The organism is Actinokineospora sp. NPDC051303 (assembly GCF_055586285.1).
Map to the genome: position 1 here is coordinate 17128 of NZ_JBVJIN010000003.1, position 14014 is coordinate 31141.

The 14014-nt window shown below is 70.9% G+C and carries 16 protein-coding genes; 8 read left to right on the forward strand and 8 right to left on the reverse strand.

The genetic code is table 11. The features are described 5' to 3' along the window. The first annotated feature begins 1 nt into the window (after nucleotide 1). From ACZ6SD_RS03345 to ACZ6SD_RS03365, 5 genes are read left to right on the forward strand one after another with little or no spacing between them, the layout of a single operon-like run. Complete coding sequence (locus ACZ6SD_RS03345; RefSeq protein WP_465315270.1) at nucleotides 2-943, forward strand: ParA family protein; 942 nt, start codon at nucleotides 2-4, stop codon at nucleotides 941-943. Further along, entirely contained in the window at nucleotides 940-1293 is a 354-nt protein-coding gene (locus ACZ6SD_RS03350; RefSeq protein WP_465315271.1) for a hypothetical protein, read from the forward strand. Before ACZ6SD_RS03345 ends, ACZ6SD_RS03350 begins: the two co-directional genes overlap by 4 nt. Then, nucleotides 1290-2111, forward strand: a complete 822-nt coding sequence (locus ACZ6SD_RS03355; RefSeq protein WP_465315272.1) for a segregation and condensation protein A — start codon at nucleotides 1290-1292, stop codon at nucleotides 2109-2111. Before ACZ6SD_RS03350 ends, ACZ6SD_RS03355 begins: the two co-directional genes overlap by 4 nt. Continuing rightward, entirely contained in the window at nucleotides 2108-2821 is a 714-nt protein-coding gene (gene scpB / locus ACZ6SD_RS03360; RefSeq protein ID WP_465315273.1) for an SMC-Scp complex subunit ScpB, read from the forward strand. Before ACZ6SD_RS03355 ends, scpB begins: the two co-directional genes overlap by 4 nt. Further along, complete coding sequence (locus tag ACZ6SD_RS03365; RefSeq protein ID WP_465315274.1) at nucleotides 2814-3551, forward strand: pseudouridine synthase; 738 nt, start codon at nucleotides 2814-2816, stop codon at nucleotides 3549-3551. Before scpB ends, ACZ6SD_RS03365 begins: the two co-directional genes overlap by 8 nt. An 87-nt stretch (nucleotides 3552-3638) precedes the next feature. On the opposite strand, the gene ACZ6SD_RS03370 is transcribed toward ACZ6SD_RS03365, so the two are convergent. Further along, on the reverse strand, nucleotides 3639-4859 hold the full coding sequence (locus tag ACZ6SD_RS03370) for an FAD-dependent monooxygenase (RefSeq protein ID WP_465315275.1): 1221 nt from the start codon (nucleotides 4857-4859) through the stop codon (nucleotides 3639-3641). Between the two features lie 82 nt (nucleotides 4860-4941). Between ACZ6SD_RS03370 and ACZ6SD_RS03375 the strand changes: the two genes are divergently transcribed. Then, nucleotides 4942-5478 (forward strand): TetR/AcrR family transcriptional regulator, encoded by a 537-nt coding sequence (locus ACZ6SD_RS03375; RefSeq protein ID WP_465315276.1) that lies wholly within the window; start codon nucleotides 4942-4944, stop codon nucleotides 5476-5478. 6 nt (nucleotides 5479-5484) lie between these two features. On the opposite strand, the gene ACZ6SD_RS03380 is transcribed toward ACZ6SD_RS03375, so the two are convergent. From ACZ6SD_RS03380 to ACZ6SD_RS03400, 5 genes are all read right to left on the reverse strand, one after another. Next, complete coding sequence (locus ACZ6SD_RS03380; protein WP_465315277.1) at nucleotides 5485-6666, reverse strand: cation:proton antiporter; 1182 nt, start codon at nucleotides 6664-6666, stop codon at nucleotides 5485-5487. Nucleotides 6667-6708: 42 nt separating this feature from the next. Further along, nucleotides 6709-7191, reverse strand: coding sequence for a cation:proton antiporter regulatory subunit (locus ACZ6SD_RS03385; protein ID WP_465315278.1), 483 nt, complete (start codon nucleotides 7189-7191; stop codon nucleotides 6709-6711). A 71-nt stretch (nucleotides 7192-7262) separates the two neighbouring features. After that, the gene (locus ACZ6SD_RS03390) at nucleotides 7263-8333 is read right to left on the reverse strand and encodes a helix-turn-helix domain-containing protein (RefSeq protein WP_465315279.1); all 1071 of its coding nucleotides are present in this window, start codon (nucleotides 8331-8333) and stop codon (nucleotides 7263-7265) included. Between the two features lie 4 nt (nucleotides 8334-8337). After that, nucleotides 8338-8568 (reverse strand): hypothetical protein, encoded by a 231-nt coding sequence (locus ACZ6SD_RS03395; protein WP_465315280.1) that lies wholly within the window; start codon nucleotides 8566-8568, stop codon nucleotides 8338-8340. A gap of 780 nt (nucleotides 8569-9348) precedes the next feature. After that, on the reverse strand, nucleotides 9349-9921 hold the full coding sequence (locus ACZ6SD_RS03400; RefSeq protein ID WP_465315281.1) for a DUF4240 domain-containing protein: 573 nt from the start codon (nucleotides 9919-9921) through the stop codon (nucleotides 9349-9351). Nucleotides 9922-10105: 184 nt separating this feature from the next. Between ACZ6SD_RS03400 and ACZ6SD_RS03405 the strand changes: the two genes are divergently transcribed. Both ACZ6SD_RS03405 and ACZ6SD_RS03410 read left to right on the forward strand, forming a co-directional pair. Beyond that, nucleotides 10106-10909, forward strand: coding sequence for a tryptophan 2,3-dioxygenase (locus ACZ6SD_RS03405; protein ID WP_465315282.1), 804 nt, complete (start codon nucleotides 10106-10108; stop codon nucleotides 10907-10909). After that, nucleotides 10906-12126: a kynureninase/PvdN C-terminal domain-containing protein gene (locus tag ACZ6SD_RS03410; RefSeq protein WP_465315283.1), complete on the forward strand. Its 1221-nt coding sequence runs from the start codon at nucleotides 10906-10908 to the stop codon at nucleotides 12124-12126. The genes ACZ6SD_RS03405 and ACZ6SD_RS03410 overlap by 4 nt, the downstream gene beginning before the upstream one ends. Here ACZ6SD_RS03410 and ACZ6SD_RS03415 read toward each other — a convergent pair. Together ACZ6SD_RS03415 and ACZ6SD_RS03420 are read right to left on the reverse strand one after the other, a co-directional pair. Further along, nucleotides 12119-13162 (reverse strand): histidine decarboxylase, pyruvoyl type, encoded by a 1044-nt coding sequence (locus ACZ6SD_RS03415; RefSeq protein ID WP_465315284.1) that lies wholly within the window; start codon nucleotides 13160-13162, stop codon nucleotides 12119-12121. The genes ACZ6SD_RS03410 and ACZ6SD_RS03415 overlap by 8 nt on opposite strands. An 86-nt stretch (nucleotides 13163-13248) precedes the next feature. Beyond that, on the reverse strand, nucleotides 13249-13929 hold the full coding sequence (locus ACZ6SD_RS03420) for a hypothetical protein (protein ID WP_465315285.1): 681 nt from the start codon (nucleotides 13927-13929) through the stop codon (nucleotides 13249-13251). Nucleotides 13930-14014: the final 85 nt, after the last annotated feature.

Here is a 14014-nt window from a genome sequence, read left to right on the forward strand (position 1 = left end):
CATGTCGACACTTCCGCAGTCGGAGCAGCTACGCGGCGGTGCGGTGGAGTTGAGCATCGCGCCCCGGGCCGCCACCGACGCCGACGACGACGGACACGACGAGGTCACCGGCAGCGGGGTGGGCCCGACCGGGAGACCGCTGCGGCACATCCCCGAGCCCGCGCTGCTCGACCACCACGGCCCGGCGCAGGTCCTGGCGATCTGCAACCAGAAGGGCGGGGTGGGCAAGACGACCTCCACGATCAACCTGGGCGCCGCGCTGACCGAGTTCGGCAGGCGCGTGCTGCTGGTCGACTTCGACCCGCAGGGCGCGCTGTCGGTCGGCCTGGGCATCCCCGCCCACCAGCTCGACCGCACCATCTACAACGTGCTCATCGAGCGGTCGGTCGGCGTCCACGACGTCGTGCTCCGCACGACCGTGGAGAACATGGACCTGCTGCCGAGCAACATCGACCTGTCCGCGGCCGAGGTGCAGCTGGTCAGCGAGGTCGGCCGCGAGCACTCGCTGCTGCGCACGATCCGGCCGGTGTTCGACGACTACGACTACATCCTGGTCGACTGCCAGCCCTCGCTCGGCCTGCTCACCGTCAACGCGCTAGCCGCCGCCGACGGGGTCCTGATTCCGCTGGAGTGCGAGTTCTTCAGCCTGCGCGGCGTGGCGCTGCTCATCGACACCATCGACAAGGTCCGCGAACGGCTCAACCCGAAGCTGGACATCACCGGCATCCTCGCCACCATGTTCGACCCGCGCACCCTGCACTCGCGCGAGGTCATGGCGCGCGTGGTGGAGGCGTTCGGCGAGACCGTGTTCGACACGGTCATCAACCGCACGGTCCGGTTTCCGGAGACCACCGTCGCCGGGGAGCCGATCACCACCTGGGCGCCGCGCTCGGCTGGCGCGAAGGCCTACCGGCAGCTCGCCCGCGAGGTGATCGCCCGGTGACCCGGAGGATCTCGCTCCTCGGCGCGGCCGAGCTGTGCCAGAGCGCCCCGGTGAGCCCGCCCGAGCGGGCCGACTGGTTCGACCCGGCCACCCCGGCCGAGCCCGCCCCCCGCCCGCCGGTCCGGCCGACGCCCCGGCAGAAGCACACGTCGAAGATCACCGTCTACGTCTCCGACGAGGAGCTGCTCGCCCTGGAGCACGCCCGCCTCGCGCTGCGCGCCACCCATGGCCTCGCGGTGGACCGCGGCCGGGTCGTGCGCGAGGCGGTCGCGGTCGTGCTGGCTGACCTCGACGCGCACGGCGAGGACTCGGTGCTGGTGCGACGGCTGCGCCAGGACACCGGGAAGTGACCGCGGTGGCCGACCCGCCCGCCGCTCCCAGCGGCAGGTTCACCGTCAAGCTGTCGAACTTCGAGGGCCCGTTCGACCTGCTGCTGCAGCTCATCTCCCAGCACCAGATGGACGTCACCGAGGTCGCCCTGCACCGGGTCACCGACGACTTCATCGCCCACATCCGGGCGCTGGGCGAGGACTGGAACCTGGACGAGACCACCGAGTTCCTGGTCGTCGCCGCGACCCTGCTCGACCTCAAGGCGGCCCGGCTGCTGCCCGCGGGCGACGTCGAGGACGAGGAGGACCTGGCGCTGCTGGAGGCCAAGGACCTGCTTTTCGCGCGCCTGTTGCAGTACCGGGCGTACAAGCAGGTCGCCGCGCTGTTCAGCGAGCTTGAGGCGGGCGCGCTGCGCCGCTACCCGAGGTCTGTTGCTCTGGAGGATCGCTTTCAGGACCTGATGCCCGAGGTCATGCTGGGGGTGGACGTCGCGCGCTTCGCGGCCATCGCCACCGCGGTCTTCCGGCCGAAGCCGCCGCCGTCGGTGTCGCTGGACCACCTGCACATGGGCCGGGTGTCGGTCCGCGAGACGGCGGCGCTGCTGCGGGTGAAGCTGGCCGAGGCGGGCCGGGCGAGCTTCGCCGAACTGGTCGCCGACTGCGAGCACACCATCGATATCGTGGCCAGGTTCCTCGCGCTGCTGGAGCTCTACCGGGAGGCCACTGTCCTGTTTGAACAGTCCGACCCGCTGGGCGAGCTGTATGTCGAGTGGACCGGCGGCAGCGTGGCGGAAGCCGCCGCCGTGCCGATCGCCGCCGAGGAAGAGGACTACGGATGACCGAGCGGACCGACGCGGCAGGCGAGGCGGACGGGACCCTCGAAGAGTCGCCCCCGGCCGACGCCGCTTCGGTGGCCGACTCCCCGGGCGAACCCGCCCCGGCCGAGGCGCCGCCGGAGGAAGACGAGCCAGAGGACCTGGTTGCGGCCAAGGCCGCCTTCCCCGACCTGACCGAGGACGACGCGCTCGACGCCGCGCTGGAAGCCGTGCTGCTCGTCGTGGACGCGCCAGCCGAGGACGAGGTGCTGGCCACCGCCGTCGACCAGAGCGTCACGCGGGTGCGCACGGCGCTGCGGCGGCTCTCGGCCCGCTACACCGAGCAGGGCAGTGGGATCGACCTGCGGCGCGTGGGCACGGGGTGGCGGTTCTACACTCGGGACCGGTACGCGCCGGTTGTCGAGAAGCTGTTGCTCGACGGGCAGCGGGCGAAGCTCACCAGGGCGGCGCTGGAGACCCTCGCGGTCATCGCCTACCGCCAGCCGGTGACCCGCGCGCGGGTCGCGGCGGTGCGGGGTGTGAACGTCGACGGCGTCATCCGTACGCTCGTCGTGCGCGGTCTGATCGAGGAGACCGGCACCGATTCCGAGACCGGTGGGATCCTGTACCGGACCACTGAGTTGTTCCTGGAGCGGTTGGGGCTGTCCTCACTGGAGGATTTGCCCCCGATCGCTCCGCTGTTGCCAGAAGTGGATGCGATTGACGATGTCTGATAGCCCGGAAGGCGTTCGGCTGCAGAAGGTGCTCTCCAGCGCGGGAGTGGCCTCGCGGCGGGCCGCCGAGGATCTGATCGATCAAGGCCGGGTGAGCGTCGACGGTGAGATCGTGCGCGAGCAGGGCAGGCGGGTCGATCCCGAGAACGCGGTGATCCATGTCGACGGCGTGCGCGTGGTGGTCCGCGACGACCGGCTCTACCTGGCGCTGAACAAGCCGCGCGGGGTGCACAGCACCATGACCGACGACCGGGGGCGGCCCTGCGTCGGGGACTACCTGCGCGACCGCGTCGACCGCCTCTTCCACGTTGGCCGTCTCGACGCCGACAGCGAGGGCCTGCTGCTGCTCACCAACGACGGCGACCTGGCCCACCGGCTGATGCACCCGTCGTTCGAGGTGCTCAAGACCTACCTCGCCGAGGTGCCCGGCCCGGTCGGCCGCGACGTCGGCCGCACGCTGCGCGAGGGGGTCATGCTCGACGACGGCCCGGCCCGGGTCGACTCGTTCAAGCTGGTCGACAACTACGCGGGCAAGGCCCTGGTCGAGGTCGTGCTGCACGAGGGCCGCAAGCACATCGTGCGCCGCCTGCTCGAAGAGGTGGGCCACCCCGTCCTCAAGCTGGTCCGCACCCAAATCGGCGAGGTCCGGCTGGGCAACCAGCGGCCCGGGTCGATCCGGGCGCTGAACCGGCCTGAGGTGGGCGCCCTCTATTCCGCGGTGGGATTGTGACTGTCGGTTTTATGACAGCCGGTTATCGCGCTGCCGGTTGTGAAGCAGTCGGTTAAGCGGTCGGTGATAGCGCTGTCGGTCGGGCGGCTAGTGGTGGACCGTCGCCGAGTAGTCCCTGACCGGCAGCGAGTCCTGGGCGCGCAGCCCGGGTGAGCCGAGCCGGGCCAGGACGCGGCCGACGCTCTCGGGCAGCGCCGAGACCAGGCGCGCGCCGTTGACCAGGGTCCACAGGCCGCGGCGCGAGGTCGGGATGATGCTCTTGGCCGCGGTCAGCGCGAACTCGCGGGCGGCGCGCACCGGCTCGGCCAGTTCCCGCTCGTAGGCGGCGAAGGCGCGCTCGTGGTCGCCGCCCGCGTCGGCCAGCTCGCCCGCCAGCACGTAGGCGCCGTAGACCGCGAGGCTGGTGCTGCCGCCGACCGCGGGCCCCGGGCAGTACCCGGCGTCGCCCACGAGCGTCACCCGCCCCCGCGACCAGGAGCCCATGCGCAGCTGGGTGATCGAGTCGAAGTAGAACGCCGAGGTGGTGTCGAGGTCGGCCAGCCAGCGGTCGACCTCGTCGTGCATTCCGGCGAGCGCCGCGCGCAGCAGGTCCTTCTGCCGCGCCACGTCCCGGTAGTGGTAGTCGAGCGGGTGCTCGGTGCGGAACAGGCAGACCACCCGCGCGTCGTCGCTGTGCGGGGCGCCGTAGAGCCCGGCCATCCGGCCGACGTCGGCGTGGTTGCGCATCTCGCGGTCGAGGCCCAGGTCGTTCGCGCGGGAGAACACCGCCAGGTAGGCGCCGATGAACGAGCTGAACTGGGACTCCTCGCCGAAGACGATGCGCCGCACGTTCGAGTGCAGCCCGTCGGCGCCGACGACGAGGTCGAACCGGCGTCGGCCGCCGCGCTCGAAGCTGACTTCGCAGCCCGCGCCGTCCTCGTCTATGGCGGTGATCGAGTCGCCGAAGACGTACTCGACGTCGTCGCGGGTGGCGTCGTGGTAAATCTCGCTCAGGTCGTCGCGCATGATCTCGACGTGCCGGTCCGACGCCGCGCTGAACACCTTCGCCAGGTTCAGCGTCACCGGCCGCGTCTCGCCCGGCCGGATCAGGGTCATCCGGTCGGTGCCGGTGGCCATCGCCTCGACGCGCGGCAGCACCCCCATCTTCTCCGAGATGTCCATGGCGGGCCGGAACAGATCGACGGCGTGGCCGCCGGTCTTGCGCGGCGTCGGCGACCGCTCGACCACCGTGACGCTGAAGCCGTGCCTGGTCAGCCAGTACGCCAGCACCGGCCCGGCGATGCTGGCCCCCGAGATCAGAATCCGCATGGGTCCCCCTTGCTCACTTACTTACCGATAGGTAAATCCTATCCGAGAGCTTACCTACCGGTAAGTCAGTTATGCTGGGCCGGTGTCCAAGCCGTCCCCACAGACCAAGCAGCGCATCCAAGAGGTCGCCCGCGAGCTTTTCGCGGAGAAGGGCGTGCAGAAGACCAGCCTGCGGGAGATCGCCGACCGCCTTGGCATCACCAAACCCGCGCTCTACTACCACTTCTCCTCACGCGAGGAGCTGGTCCGCAGCATCGTGCAGCCGCTGATCGAGGGCGGCGACGCTTTCCTGTCCCGCCTTGAGGCGGGGCGGCCGGTGGAGCCGCGCGCCGTGCTGGAGGGCTACTTCGACTTCCACTGCGGGCACCGCGAAGAGATCATGTTCGTGCTCGCCGAGCCTGCCACCCTCACCGAACTCGGCTTGATCGACCTGGTCCTAGGCTGGCGCGAGCGGTTGGCGACTCTGCTCTACGGCCCGGACCGCACGCTGGCCCAGTCCGCCCGCGCGGTGGTGGCCATCGGCGGCCTCCAGGACTGCGCCATCCACTTCCCGCACCTGTCCGCCGACGAGCTGCGCGGACCGGCGGTGGACGCCGCCTGCGCGGCCCTCGGCCGCTGACCGAGGTCAGGTCGCGGGGACGGGGCGGAGTCTGCGCCGCACGGCCAGGGCCACCGGCTCGACCACCCGGGCGGCGACCGGGCCCAGGATGGCCATCAGCAGGACGTAGGCGGTGGCGAGGGCGGCGAGCTGCTCGTCCACCGCGCCCGCGCTGACCGCCAGGCCCGCGATGACGATGGAGAACTCGCCGCGGGCGACCAGGGCGGCGCCCGCGCGCACCCGGCCCATCCGCGCGATGCCCTGCTGCCGGGCGGCGAACCAGCCGGTGGCGACCTTGGTCAGGGTGGTGACGACGGTCAGGGCGACGGCGAAGGCCAGGACCGGGGGAATGCTCCTCGGGTCGGTGTTGAGGCCGAACACCACGAAGAACATGGCCGCGAACAGGTCGCGCAGCGGCTCAAGCAGCTTGGTGGCGTTCTCGGCGGTGGAGCCGGAGATCGCGATGCCGAGCAGGAACGCGCCCACCGCGGCCGACACCTGCAACTGGGAGGCGATGCCCGCGACCAGCAGGGCGGCGCCGAGCACGCGCAGCAGGAACACCTCTGGCTCGGGGCTGTCCACCGCCATCGAGACGAACCGGCCGAACTTCAGCGCCACCACCAGCACCACGGTGATCGCGATCAGCGAGACGCCCACCGTGGTCAGGCCGCCGAGCAGGGTCGCGCCCGCCAGCAGGGCGGTCAGGATCGGCAGGTACACCGCCATCGCCAGGTCCTCGAACACCAGGATCGAGAGCACGACCGGGGTCTCCCGGTTGCCGAGCCTGCCCAGGTCGCCGAGCACCTTGGCGACGATGCCGGACGAGGAGATATAGGTGACGCCCGCCATGGCCAGCGCGCCGACCGGGCCCCAGCCCAGGAGCAACGCGACGGCCGCGCCGGGCGCCGCGTTGAGCACCAGGTCGAGCAGGCCCGCCAGCCACGACCGGCGCAGTCCGGTGACGAGTTCGGCCGCGGAGTACTCCAGGCCCAGCAGCAGGAGCAGCAGCACGACGCCGATCTCGCCCGCGATCTCGGTGAATCCCGCGATGCCTTCGAGCGGGACGAGCCCGCCCGAGCCGAAGGCGAGCCCGCCGACCAGGTAGAGCGGGATGGGGGAGATGCCGATGCGCCAGGCGAGCCGCCCGAGCAGGCCGAGGCCGAAGAAGACCGCTCCCAGTTCGATGAGAGAGACAGCAGTGTTGTGCAAGTATCCGCTTTCCTACCTGGTCCGGCGTCGGTCCGGCGTCGTTCAGCCGCGGTCGAGGACGTCGACGGCCGCCGCGAGACCCTCCGCGGTGCCGACCGTGACCAGCATGTCGCCACCGGCCAGCAGGAAGTCCGGCCGCGGCGAGGCGTGCACCGCCCCGGCCCGCACCACCGCCACCACCGACACCGCCGTGCGGGTGCGCAGGGCCGTGTCGCCCAGAGTCCGCCCGGCATAGGGGGAGTCGGGCGCGAGCGGAAGCTGACGGGTCGTCACGCCGGTCACCTCCCGGTGCTGCTCGGCCAACTGCGCCACCAGGTGCGGCGCCCCGAGCAGGTTTGCCAGCGCCCCGGACTCCTCCACGGACAGCGGAATCGACGCCACGCAGGCGTCCGGGTCCTCCTGCTTGGACACGATCAGGTCGACGTGCCCGTCCCGATGGGTGATCACCCCGATCCGCCGCCCCGACCGCGACACGAAGTCCTGGCGTGTTCCGATCCCCGGCAGCGGGGTCACCTCGACGTTCACCACACCACGGTAACAAGCCGGAACCTGGTTTCCTTCCGGCGACGACCCGGTGATCAGCCGCGGGTTCGCGGTCACCAGAGGAGATCCGGCCTGCTCGCGGCCAGGGTGATGAACACGGTCAAGACGATGGTGAACAGCCACAGGGCGATGGCGCAGGCTTTCTTGTTTCTGGACAGGTAGCTGTCGGCGCTGGGGGCGCGCTCTGGATTCTGGGCCGGGGCGCTCTCGTCCGGCGCCGTCTCGGCGCCTTCGGCGGAGTTGTCGGTGGCCAGGCTCTGGGCGAGGCGTTGCCAGGTCGCGGTCCACGCCTGGATGTCCTCCCTGGTGCCACCGCAGATCTCGATGAAGCAGGTGACAGTGTCGCGCGCGGCGGGCAGCTTCTCCTTGGTGCACAGCGCGTGGACCGTGCTGCGGGCCAACGGGAAATCGATGCGCTTGCTCGCCTGCGCGAGGGTTTCGTAGGACAGGCCGGTGCTGGTCTTGATCGCGAGCATCGCCGCGGTGAACTCGGCTACCGTGGTGACGCCCTCGGGGGCGGGCCAGAGGCCGGAGTCGGCCTGCGACACCTCGTTCTGCCGCCGCCAGGCCGGTTTGGCGATGCTGTAGCGGACGTCGGATTGTTTGATCGCTCCCCCTCGGGGTGGGCAGGCCCTTGCCTGGGCCGGGAAGCCGTCAGTGGTCTGCGCGTCCACGTTGTGGCTGCGGGCGTTCTGTTCAGGCGTGTCAGGCGGGACCTCCCGCACGGAATCCATGGGCTCCGTGGGTCGGTCCAGGTGACTCTGGCGGCGGGAAGTCTCGTGGTCGACCGCCGCGGAGATCACGGCCAGCGCCGAGTCTCGGCGCGGGGTTTCGGCCGGGGGCCCGCCGGTGGCGCTGGTCGACTCGGCCCACAGGGACCGCAGCTTCGCGCGAGTGGCCTCGTCGGGTTCGCAGGTCTGCAGGTAGGCCACCAGGGTGCGGCGGTCGGGGGTGACGAAGCCGCTCTCGACCAGCTGCATCCGGACCGTGGAGATGTTGGCCTTGGCGGCGAACTCGTGCGGGCTCAACCCGGTGCCTCGCCGGAGCGCGGTGAGCGCACCGGCGAGGGCGCCTTCGGCTGAGCTGCGCAGCGGCCGTCGCGGCACTTTGCGGCGGGCGGTCATCAGCTCACGCCGCCGCGGGGCCCGCTTGGTCGCCGAGTGCGCCCGGCGTGCCCTTGGTGACCCACTGGGTCACCGCCCGTGCGGCGAAGACCCCGAAAAGAGCGATGCTCACGGCGAGGTCCGGCGGCATTCGCAGCGCCTGTGCCGCGATGGTCAGCACGACGACGACGGCTATCCAGATGGCCAGCCTGGCCGTTGGCCAGACCAGGCACCGCCATCGGCGGTGAAACGACATGGGAACGGGTCCCCTTTCGGTTGTTTCTTCGCGTGGATACGAAGTCGCGCTCGACGGGAGAAGTAGCCCCGGCGGTTCGAGCCACCGGGCCTCGTGGTGGAGCGCGAGTCCGATCGAGAGTCTGCCCTAACGGGTGGCGAAACCGAAAGTGGAGTAGCGCCGCGTGGCGTCCGAAGATTGCATCTTGCGCTTGGGCGTTTCCGGTTGGACGTTCCCGAACGGCGCGTCCAAGTCGTCCACAACGGTGGCGCCGGTGGAAAGAGTACGCACGTACGGGTTAAAAGTTCCCCCTGCTAACGATCTTTCTCCGCAACCGCGCAGGTCAGCGCCTTGTGGACGTTTCTGGATATCTTCGGAACACGTGGTCAACTTGCACGCGCGCCTTTCGACGCCCGACACTCAGGGGCGAGCACCCCTTTGGTCTGTTGTCCTCGCGTGGATACGAGATCTGGGTCTCCGGCGGTTGGGTTCCTGTTCGAGCGGGAGCCCAACCGTCTCCTACTGAAAAGTAGGGTTCGAGCCGTCTACCGGTGGGCGGCTCGCCTAGTTTCCGCCATTCGGCCGGAACGTGAAACGCCTTTGCTTGAACAGGGTGGTGTGACCACCCATTTGGGTGAAATAGCCGAACGGGGAAGTTTGCGGAACGTAGTAGCCCCGTCGAGGTGTCGAGGAGAACGGAAAGGGCCACGGCACGCGTCGAACCGGCCGCGGTGGCGTTAGCCCCACGGCGGTTCACGGATCGGGCAGCGGTCGATCGCCTGACCCGAGTGGCGGGCCCGTTCAGGGTTGGCCGGTCAGCTCCATGGGGGCGGGGGCGAACAGCGCCGTGAGGCGGGGCAGCGCGGCGGGGTGCTCGGCCGGGTCCAGCGGCGGACCAGCGGGCTCCGGGCACTGCGGCAGGTCGAGCAGTCGCTCCAGGCCGCACTCTTGACCGGTGACCTCCTGGTGCGCCTCGTGCGCCGCGTAGTCCAGGCTCTCCCACTCCGGCCAGTCCTGGTCCGCCCACTCGCGCATCGGGCGCGCGGCCAGCGAGCGCACGGCGGGGACGTCGGCGAGGGTGTCCGGGTCGGCGACGACGCGGTCGAACTCGGCGCGGCCGAGGGTGAGCAGCCAGAGCTGGAAGTACCAGAAGCTGTCGTCGGAGCACGAGCCGCGGTAGACGACGTTGGCCGCGGCCCACATGGCCCAGGTGTCCGCCCGCAGGCGGACCGAGGAGAGCTTGCGCGCGAAGTCGACTATCTGGGCCACGGGAAGGCGCGTCAGCTCCTCGGTGAGCCAGTCGGCTCGCTCGTCGCGGTCGCCCGGCTGCTCCACCGCTCGGCCGATCAGGTGCCAGAACGCGTCGTCGGTCATGGGCTCATGATCTCAAGGAGCACCGACAGTCCGACCAAAGAGGTTCCGGCGGGCGTGCTCGGTCCCTGCCTCCGCCGCCGTTCGGGTGGCCGCGCGCGGCCGGGGCGTTGTTCGATGGGACCTAGCTCCGCGCAGGAGACCCCGGCGGAGCCGCCCAGACGGAAGCGACGACACCGTGACCGACTTGACCGACCCGACCAACCCGGCCGCCCCGGCCCTCACCTACACCTCCTATCTCGCCCTGGACGAGGTGCTGGGCGCGCAGCGGCCCCGCTCCGACGAGCACGACGAGCTGCTGTTCATCGTCATCCACCAGGTTTACGAGCTGTGGTTCAAGCAGCTCCTGCACGAGCTGGCGCGGTTGCAGGCCGTGCTCGCCGACGGCGACACCGCGCACGCGGTGCGCACGCTGCGCCGGGTGCTGACGATCCTCAAGGTGACCGTGGCGCAGATCGACGTGCTGGAGACCATGACTCCGCGCCAGTTCACCGGCTTCCGGGCGCGGCTCGACGCGGCGAGCGGGTTCCAGTCCGCCCAGTTCCGGGAGCTGGAGGCGGTGCTCGGCCGCCGCGACGAGCGCGCGCTCGCGCCGTACGCCGAGGGCGGCGCGCAGCGGGCCCGGATCGCCGAGGCCATGGCCCGGCCCTCGCTCTACGACTCGTTCCTGGCCTACCTCGCCGTCCACGGCTACGCCGTCCCGGCCGAGTCGCTGGACCGGGACGTGTCCGCGCCCGTGGCCCCATCGCCCGCGGTGCAGCGGGTCCTGTTGGCCGTCTACGCCGACGACGCGGGCCCGGCCACGGTCGCCGAGCATCTGGTCGACCTCGACGAGGGCGTGCAGGAGTGGCGGTACCGGCACGTGCGGATGGTCGAGCGGACCATCGGCGCGAAACCGGGCACCGGGGGCTCGCCGGGCGCGGCGTACCTGCGCGGCACGCTGTTCACGGCCGCGTTCCCCGACCTGTGGGCCGTGCGGAGCGAGCTGTGAGGCCCGAGGAGCTGGCGCGGCACTACCGCCGGTTCCGGGTCGCCGAGCGGCTGCCGCTCACCGGGCACTCGCACCAGGCGTGGCCGGATGTCGCGCTGGCGGGCCAGATCGAGGCGTTCTCCGATGCCGCGGACGCGGTGGACGCTAAGTGGGAGCGCGCGTTCGCCAAGGCGGACCGGGTGCGCGCCGGGTTCGCCGCGCTTCTCGGCTATCCGGAAGGCACGGAAGGCACGAATGGCACAGATGATGGCACGAATGGCGCGGACGGCGCGGTCGCGCTCGGGGCCAGCACCCACGACCTCGTCATCCGCTTCCTGTCCGCCGTGGACCTGCCCCGGCGGCCGCGGCTGGTCACGACCGACGGCGAGTTCCACACGCTGCGCAGGCAGCTCGCCAGGCTCGCGGAAGAGGGTGTCGAGGTCGTCCGCGTCCCGGCGCGTCCGGTGGACACCCTGGCCGAGCGGCTGGCGTCCCAAGTGGACGATCGCGCCGCCGCCGTCCTGGTGTCGTCGGTGCTGTTCGCCGACGCCCGGATCGTGCCCGACCTCGGCGCGCTGGCGCCGGTCTGCGGCAGGCACGGCGTCGAACTGCTGGTGGACGTCTACCACGCGCTGGGTGTCGTCCCGTTCTCCTTGCCCGCCAACGGATTGTCCACCGCCTGGGTCGTCGGCGGCGGGTACAAGTATCTCCAGCTCGGCGAGGGCAACTGCTTCCTGCGCGTGCCCCCGCACGCCGCGGCGGCGCGTCCGGTGGTGACCGGCTGGTTCGCCGAGTTCGACGCCATCGCCGACCGCGACGACCCCGCGCGCGTGGCCTACGGTCCCGGCGCGGCCCGGTTCGCGGGCGCGACCTACGACCCGACCAGCCACTACCGCGCCGCCCACGTCCTCGACTTCTTCGCCGACCACGGCCTCACCCCGGAGACCTTGCGCGCGGTTTCCTTGCGCCAGAACGACCTTCTCGCCGCCGAGTTCGACGCTCTGGACCTTCCCGCTGCGGTGGCCACCCGCGACCGGGACACCCCGCGCGCCGGGTTCGGCGGATTCTTCGCCCTGCGCGCGCCGCGGGCCGCGGAGTTCCAGCAAGCGCTGGCCGAACGCGGCGTGCTCACCGACAGCCGCGGCGACCACCTCCGCTTCGGCCCCGCGCCCTATCTGCGCGACGACCAGTTGCGCGCCGCGATGGCGGCGCTCGGGGAGGTGGCCCGGGTCAGGTGAGTGTCGGGGGACCGACCACGAGGACCCCGTCGCGCCCCACGGGCTCCACCACGAGGTCCTGGTCCGGCCACACCAGGTCTTCCCACTCGCGCAGCGACAGGTCCAGCAGCGCTTCGGGCGGCAGCCGCACGCCGTGCCGGGTCGGGACGGTCTCTTGGGCGAGCAGGACGTATGGCGCGCACGCCAACGCGCAGGCCACCTCCGTCGGCCCCGCGTAGACCGCCTTGGCCGAGACGAACACCTCGGCGTACTCGACGCTGTCGTAGTTCTGTCCGCACAACGCGATGCTCTTCACGACGGCATTGCGGTGGTCGGTCAGCAGCAGCTCCACCTGGTCCGCGGTCGGCACGACCTCGCCGGGGTGCGCCGCGCTGGCGTAGGCGGTGAACTTGCCGCAGTCCTCGATGAACAGGTTGCTGTCCCGGTCCGGGTCCTTCGCGATGGCGATGGCCAGCACGCCCCACGCGTAGGCCGGGCCGCGAACCGTGCTGTTCTTGTTGGCGCACACGACATGCGCGCCAGGCAGCGGCGGATGCCGCCGGTGGCGCTTGTCCACCCGCCCGAACAGCCGCTCGGTGGCCGCCAGCAGCGGACCCGCGTCGTAGACCGGGAAGCCCGCCTTGACCCGGCGCTGTTCCTCGTCGGGGAACCCGGCCAACTCGTCCGCGGTGAACAGGTCGGCGGAATGCGTCAGCGGGGTGGACCGCAGATCCTCGGCCCGCGCCAGGTGGTAGCCCCACAGCGCCCCGTTGAGACCGCAGAACGACGACGCGGTGATCATGTTGATCTGGCCGATGTTGGCGTCCGCGGTCTCGCAGCGGTCGTAGGAGACGATGTCCTCGGTGCCCTCGTCCAACTCGGCCACGTCCACCGTCGCGGTCGACAGCTTCATCGTCGCGATGTAGCCCGACCCGTCGCTGTCGAACCTGTTCTGGCCCACTGGGTTCAGATAACCCATGGCGTGCTTGGGCAGCGGCCCGACGGCGTTGGCGACCACATCGGCCAGACGCGTTCTCAGCTGACCTGGCTCGTCCACACGCACTCCCCTGACCGGCGTCTTCGGAGTGTGTCAGAAGGACAGCGTGTGGACGAGCGTGGACAACCGCGGTCACCCGGACGAGGTCACGGGGTCCAGACGATCGGGTTGTCCTTGTAGCTGTCCTCTTCGTACTCCGCTCCGGCGACCGGGATTTTCGCCGTGCCACCCTGCAATCGGCAGCTTTCGTACTTCGCGCCGACACTGGCGAACTCGCGCGGCGCGCTCTCGCGCTCGCAGCCCTCCAGTTCGCCGCTCACCACGACGCCGGTGCCGCGGCCGTTCGCGTCCACCGCGCTCAGGTAGGGCGCGGACGTGCTCGACAGGTCGCCGCCGTCGACGTTCTCCACGGTGTAGCGGATGTAGTAGGGCACGATGTCGGCGGCCTTGTCGCCGAACTTGGCCTTGAACCGCGCCTCGTCGCCCTTCTCGATGGCGGTGACGGTGATGGCGACGGTGCCGCTCTTCTTGCCGGACTTGTGCGCGACGACGGCCCGTTCGCCGACCTTGAGCTTCGTGCCGGGCGGGGTCGTCTGGGCGTTCCCAGCCGGGGCGTCGCTCGCCGGGGCGTCGTCGCCCGCTGTGGTCTCGGCCGTGCTCGTGGCCGTGCTCGTCGCCGCGGCGCCCGTCGAGGTCGGCGCCTGCGCGGTTTCCCCATCGCCGCAAGCCGAGACGGCCAGCGTCGCCGCGCCGAGGGCCGCCAGGAACGCGATACGTGTGCGGTTGATCGTTTTCTGCCTTTCCTGCGGGTGCTGGTGAGTCTTCATGGTGCCGACATGGTCCCCGGGTTGTCGTTGACGCCCGGTGCACAGTTGTTTGACGATGCGTCTACTCGCGACGGCGGCATGACCG